The 6,000-nt window shown below is 65.8% G+C and carries 4 protein-coding genes and 2 pseudogenes; 2 read left to right on the top strand and 4 right to left on the bottom strand.

What is annotated here, in order from left to right; genetic code table 11:
• Positions 1 to 76: 76 nt before the first annotated feature.
• The gene (locus JNW89_RS36455; RefSeq protein WP_255540360.1) at positions 77 to 199 is read left to right on the top strand and encodes a hypothetical protein; all 123 of its coding nucleotides are present in this window, start codon (positions 77 to 79) and stop codon (positions 197 to 199) included.
• 433 nt (positions 200 to 632) lie between these two features.
• Here the strand turns inward: JNW89_RS36455 and JNW89_RS03690 are convergent.
• Positions 633 to 1,201: pseudogene (locus JNW89_RS03690) on the bottom strand (dihydrofolate reductase family protein).
• An 82-nt stretch (positions 1,202 to 1,283) separates the two neighbouring features.
• Here JNW89_RS03690 and JNW89_RS03695 point away from each other — a divergent pair.
• Positions 1,284 to 1,988, top strand: a complete 705-nt coding sequence (locus JNW89_RS03695; RefSeq protein ID WP_238447703.1) for a carbonic anhydrase — start codon at positions 1,284 to 1,286, stop codon at positions 1,986 to 1,988.
• Positions 1,989 to 2,773: 785 nt separating this feature from the next.
• Here JNW89_RS03695 and JNW89_RS03700 read toward each other — a convergent pair.
• From JNW89_RS03700 to JNW89_RS03710, 3 genes and pseudogenes are all read right to left on the bottom strand, one after another.
• Positions 2,774 to 3,119: pseudogene (locus tag JNW89_RS03700) on the bottom strand (Lsr2 family protein); the annotation flags it as partial.
• Between the two features lie 1,086 nt (positions 3,120 to 4,205).
• Entirely contained in the window at positions 4,206 to 4,586 is a 381-nt protein-coding gene (locus JNW89_RS03705; protein ID WP_238447705.1) for a helix-turn-helix transcriptional regulator, read from the bottom strand.
• 359 nt (positions 4,587 to 4,945) lie between these two features.
• Complete coding sequence (locus JNW89_RS03710; protein ID WP_238447704.1) at positions 4,946 to 5,782, bottom strand: IS5 family transposase; 837 nt, start codon at positions 5,780 to 5,782, stop codon at positions 4,946 to 4,948.
• Positions 5,783 to 6,000 lie beyond the last annotated feature (218 nt).

The following is a 6,000-nucleotide window of genomic DNA, read 5'->3' on the forward strand; positions in this document are numbered from 1 at the left end:
GACCACCAAGCGCGCCGACCGGAAGGCTCCTCAATGGCGTGTCCGCTGGGCAGTCAGCGGCGAACGTTTCGAGGAGATGTTCCGGACCAAGGCCCTGGCGCACTCGTTCCGCGCCGAGCAGGTTCGGGCGGCGAACTGGGGGAGCCCTTCGAGCGGGTGCCCGGTGTACGAGGCGCGGACCAGGAACCTCACCACTTGATACGCGGACAGCCGCGCGTAGCCGGGATGTAGTGTGGCCCCGGGCGGCAGCCAAGACCCGGCGGTCGATCGTCGAGGATCCCGGCCGAGCACGCGGCGGCGCTGGCCGGGCTGGAAACCGCGTCGCTGCTGGTCGTCGAGCCCGACTCGCCCGCGATGGTGCGCCGGTTCCTTGACAGCCCTTTGCGTACGGCTCGACGGCAAGCCGGCTGCGGCCTCGACCGTGCAGCGGAAGCGAGCCACCTTCTATAAGGCTCCGGCACGCCGTCGAGCTGGAGCTGATTGCCTCCAACCCGGTCGACCGGGTCCAGTGGACCGCTCCGGAAGTGGCACAGTCCCGGCCCGGGTGTCGCCCGATGATCGAAACGCCGATCAGGAGAGCGCTATGGGCCACCGGTCGGACAGCGTTCGCTCATAGCGCGGCGGAACGACGCTCACCGACTGTCGCCAGCGACCGGTTCCCGACGGGCGTAGTGCAGGACGACGACTCTGCTGGGCATGGGTCCGGTGTCCGACAGTGTGAACCAGTGCAGATCGAAATCGCGGGACGCCGCTGCCGGCCACGACCGAGTTGAGCTTCAGCACCAGTTCGTTCACTTCGGGTAGGATTTGGCCCGCGAGCTGGCCGCCACCGCACAGCCAGATGTCACCCCCGGTCCGATGTTTGAGATTCTGGATGAAGGCCATCGGATCGCGGGAAGCGATCTCCACTTCCGGATCGGCGGGAGGCGGCAGAGATCGGGAAAAGACGTACTGCCGAGGTGGGCGTACGGGCTGGTGACGCCGGCCTGCAGTCGGGGTCGTAAGTAGCGCGCCCCATCAGCGCCGCGTCGAATCGACCCTCCGGCCGGTCCATGCCGAACTGCGGGTGGGCGAAGGTCGGGATGGTCTGCGGCCAGTGCTTCGCCGGATACGCGGCCAGATCTCGTTCGAGGCCGAAGAAGTCGGGCGACCCGTCCGGCGCGGCAATGAAGCCATCGAGTGTTGTCGCGATGAAGTACACGAGCTTGCGCGCGGTTCTCCCTAGGACTCCCGGCGACTACTGATAGAGACTCAACGAAGCTACAGATTTGGAGGAGAACAGCGTGAAGTATTACAACCCCTCCCGTAGGTCTTTGCTGGTGGGCGGTGGCGCACTGTTAGCGCTCGGCACGACCGTCCTCGCCTCACCCGCCAGCGGCGCCGAGGTCGAATCCACTGCCGCCACGCCAGCCGACGCATGGCGCCGGCTTCTTCGCGGCAACCAGCGGTTCGTCACGGGGCACAGCCGTCACCCGCATCAAGGTCTCGAAGACCTGCATCGGCTGGCAGCAGGCCAGCATCCGTTCGCGGTCACCATAGGCTGCGCCGACTCACGAGTGACCCCCGAAATTCTGTTTGACCAAGGGCTGGGTGACCTCTTCGACAACCGAGTCGCGGGAAACGTCATCGACGACCTGCTCCTCGGCAGCGTAGAGTTCGCCGTCGAGGAGTTTGGAACCCCGCTAATCCTCGTTCTCGGCCACGAACGTTGCGGGGCAATCACCGCGACCATCGACGCTATCCGCTCGGGCAGCCCCGCGCCCGGCCACATTGGCACGATCATTGACAGCCTGCGGCCAATTGTCGAGCCGGTGCTCAGCCAACCGGGCGGCATGGTCGAAAACGCTGTTGGGGCCAACATCGGAGCCCAGGTACGTGCCTTGTTGGAACGGAGTTCGATCGTCGCCGAACGGGTCCATAAGGGCACCCTTAGGATCGTCGGCGCTCGGTACGATCTCGACAACGGCATGGTCACGGTCGTAGCCTGAGTGCAGGCAGGGCGGACTGGTTGGAGGTCCGCTCGACTTGAGCGGACCTCCAACCACCTCAACACAAGCCATCCCGGGGCTGCCAGCACTGCTCGGCACTGATTCCCCACCATCGTGCCATGAGCTGCGCGCCCTCTGTCACTAAGCCCTCGCGCTCGCCCGTATTTAGCATGGTCTCATCGGTCGAGAGTCGCGTTACGGCAGTGAGCCAAGGCCCACTCACATCCGCGCCACCGGCTGTCTGTTCGTTAGCGAGCTCAGTCCCCACCGACGGACATCAAGGGTCACCGTTGACGGCCGCCTCGCCTCAGCACTAATATCCGCTCGAGCCAGCCGCTGAAGAGAACCGGCGCTCTTGGTTCTCGGCAATATCTGGCAACGGCTACAAGCCCACCCATGTGGACAAGAAGATGGGCCGGGGAGCGGGTCGCCTCCGAGGGCTGTGCCGCTGGCATAACAGCCGGCCACCATGCCCGGCTCTCCGAGCGGAGCAGAGCGGCACGGAACCTCGGTTCGCCCTCGCCTTTTATAGGGCCATACATCCACACCAATTTCACCACATGAAAGCACCTCGGCGTTGTGAGCCCACAGCCCTCCTGTCACGAATGCGGTCGCTGAACGTCGTCGGATGCTGATGCTGGTCCGAAAACAAGACTCCCGATGAACCCGCGGCCAACCTCGGGTTGGCTCCTCGCCCAACACCCGGCCCTGGCTTACCACCGGAAGCAAACTCCGTCTCGGCGCTTGCATGCCATATTCCTACGTCGCGCCCCAGACGACTGCTCCCGATTTCGGTACGCGTTGACGACGGAGGTGAGAATTCCTCCACGTTCGGAGACCTCGCAGCCGCTTTGCTGCCCCTTCCCGGATCGCGCGACTCCCGCTGCGATCAGTACGCGTAGTGGCGTCAGTTCGGCTTGACCGCCTTCCGGCGGACGGCGTGTCGGCTCGCCCTCGTCCAGCCGGCGTCCGGCGTGCGATATACGACTCCAACACCTTGCGTAGCTGGCCTGCGTTGGCGTCGGACAAGTCGATCGAGTAGTCGATGCCGTTTAGGGCGAACTCGACTGTCCTGTCAGCCGCGCCGCCGTCAAGGTGATCAGTCAGGATCGTGACCACTTCTCGCACCATGACAACCGCTCCCATCGCTATTCTGCACGCACACAGAACTCAGCGAAAGGAATTCGACCATGTGTCGTTGCAGCAAATTCACCGACCTGGAACTCAGGACAGCGCCCCGCAGTGGCGCCCATCAGCCGGGCACCTCGATGTTTGACAGGTACTCATGTGGACCTCCTCCTAGTTGTCAAGGCTGAAGGCGTCCAAAAGGCCGTGCCGGCGGCGTGGGTGCCAGAACTTTTCGCAAGAAGATACGTCGATCTCCAGCTCTGATGAGATGGCCGGGCGGCCACAGACCATTTTGGCCTTTTGAGTGCGAGGAACGTCTCGGGCAGGACCTGTGGAAACAGTCCACGGAGCCCATCGAGGCCAGGACGCCGCAGGAAGAGCACTATCGACAGGTTGGCCGCCCCGGCGAGCACCGCGCCGGCCAGCGTGAGGTAGCCGATCAGCCGGACGACGTCGCAGACCGCCAGCAGCGTACGGCGGGGAAAGCGGTCAGCAAAAGCCGCCGGCCGGCAGACCAGCGTGGTGAGCAGTCCCGCCGTGCCGACCAGCCCGGCCCGGGGCGGCCGAGCCGGTGAGGGAGAGCACCAGCAGCGGCATGGCCAGGTTGGACATGGCGGTGCCGAGGTCGGAGAGGCTCTGTCTGATCCAGAGCAGGTTGAAGTCGCGGTTGCGCCAGAGACTAACCGGGCGGGCGGTCCGTCCCGGCCACCGTCGTGTCGGTCACGGTTTGCGCCTGTCCTCGTCGGGTGCGGTCAGCGTCGGTTCGGTCGCGGGGCTCACGCCGGCCACCAGGAACCGAAGGCAGAACGCAGGTCGTCGAACCCCTCGGCCCGCCGGGTCGTGGTGGGCGAAGAACTGCCACCCCACGTGAGCCGCTTCGCGAGCTTGGAGCAGCCGGAGGCTGAACACCTCGGTGCCGCCGATATCGACCACCCCCGTCGACCAGGACCTTGCCGGGGCTGCGGACATCACCGAACCGCGCGCCTGCCTGGGTGGACAATCGACGCAGCGCGGCCAGAGCGACTTTTCCGATCGCAGGCCTCAAGGCCGGCCCTGCCTCTCACTGCCTACCGAAGCTCGACCTGCGCCTTATGCGATCACCGCTGACGTGCGGTTCAGCGCCCGAGCGAGGGGGGCTCTCCGCGCCGCTCGTTTTCCCGGCAGGGTCAGCAGATCAGCGATAGCGGAGATCGCCGTCGGGACTAGCCGGTAGTAGACCCAAACACCACGCTTATCCCGCTCCAGCAACCCGGCCTCGGTGAGGACCCGCAGGTGGTGACTGACCGTCGGCTGCGACAGGTTAAGCGGGGTCGTCAGGTCACACACGCACGCCTCCCCCTCGGGAGCCGACTGAATCAGGCTGAGCAGCCGCAACCGGGCAGGGTCGGCGAAGGCCCTGAGGACGCCGGCGAGACGCTCGGCGTCGGCGTGTTCGATCGGCTCGCCGGCAAGCGGCGAGATTACAGGCATCGTCCTGTCGGCCAACACGATTCCCACGAATTCATCCTTCCAGCAGCATCACCACATGCAGATCAGCTATTGCACGATGCGCAGGAGCAGGGACGGGCCATCGGCGGAGCTTGGATCGCCGGGCACGTCCTCTGCCCCGCTCGCATGCCTGCCGATGGCGCATCGTCGGCGTCCTTGATCGGGTCGCCGACGAACGTAACAAGCGGAAGTGTTCGCAGCTCGGCAGTCAGTGCCATTTCACCGGATGGAGGTGATCCAGAATTTGGTTGCGGACCAGCTCGCGGGTGGGCTCAGTCGACGACGCCCGACGCAACGAAACGCCCGACCGCCGCCTAAGAGCGTGTTTGAGAGGGACTTGATCAGGTCCAGATGAAGGTGCGCTTTGCCTGCCGTCGGGCTGGTCGGCCGCGGGTGATGCGGCGGGTCATGCCGGCGATGGCGGCCCACCTGACGATGCCTTCGGAGATTTCGGGGTGGCGTTCGTAGTCGCGGGCCAGCCGGCGGCAGGCGGTGAGCCATGCCAGGGTCCGCTCCACGACCCACCTGCGCGGGTGCACGGCGAAGCCCCGCTGGCCAGCAGGCTTCCGCACGATCTCCAGCGTGATCTTCAAGGTGTCGCGGGTCCAGTCGACGAGACGGCCCGCGAAGCCCTGGTCGGCGAAGACGTGCCGGATCGGGGTGGCCAGATAAGCGCTGAGCAGGGCGGTCTTCGCGCCGTCGCGGTCCTGCCACGACGCGGCCATCACCGCCACGGTGACCAACAGCCCGGCGGTATCGGTGATGATGAACCGTTTCCTGCCGTTGACCTTCTTACCCGCGTCGTAGCCACGCGTCTGCTGCCCGACGGTGTCGGCGCCCCTCACCGACTGCGAGTCGATGACCCCCGCCGACGGCTCCGGATTCCGCCCGTCCTGCACCCGCGCCTTGACCCGCAGCGTGGCCAGCAGGGTCTCGGTCACACCGGCGTCTTCCCAGCGCACGAAATACCAGTACACCGTCTGCCACGGCGGCAGATCCGCCGGCAGGTACCGCCACGGACACCCCGAGCGGACCACGTACAAGATCGCGTTGACGATCTCCCGACGAGGGTGCTTCTCCCGCCGCCCGTCCGTGCTGGGCTCCGGCAACAACCCCTCGATCAACGCCCATTGGGCATCGGTCAGGTCCGACGGGTAACCACGACGAGGCGACGACACCCGGACACCCTGCCGACCCCGGCGGCCATCGTCACGCCGCCACACCGTCCACATCCGACCTTCTCAAACACGCACTAAGAGGGCATCTGATCCGTGTAGCGGTTGATTCATGTTCGGCCGTGGCGTCGGTCGCTTCGGCTCGTTGATCACGCGTGGGTGTGCAGCGGCGTGGGTATCGGTCGGACTTGTCGGATGAGCGGTGGGCGTTGATCGAGCCG

This window comes from Micromonospora sp. 4G55, assembly GCF_016803375.1.

Excerpts from the sequence above, each read along its gene's own strand:
- JNW89_RS36455 (WP_255540360.1), top strand. The coding sequence starts at position 77 with ATGTTCCGGACCAAGGCCCTGGCGCACTCGTTCCGCGCCGAGCAGGTT.
- JNW89_RS03705 (WP_238447705.1), bottom strand. The coding sequence starts at position 4,586 with ATGCCTGTAATCTCGCCGCTTGCCGGCGAGCCGATCGAACACGCCGAC.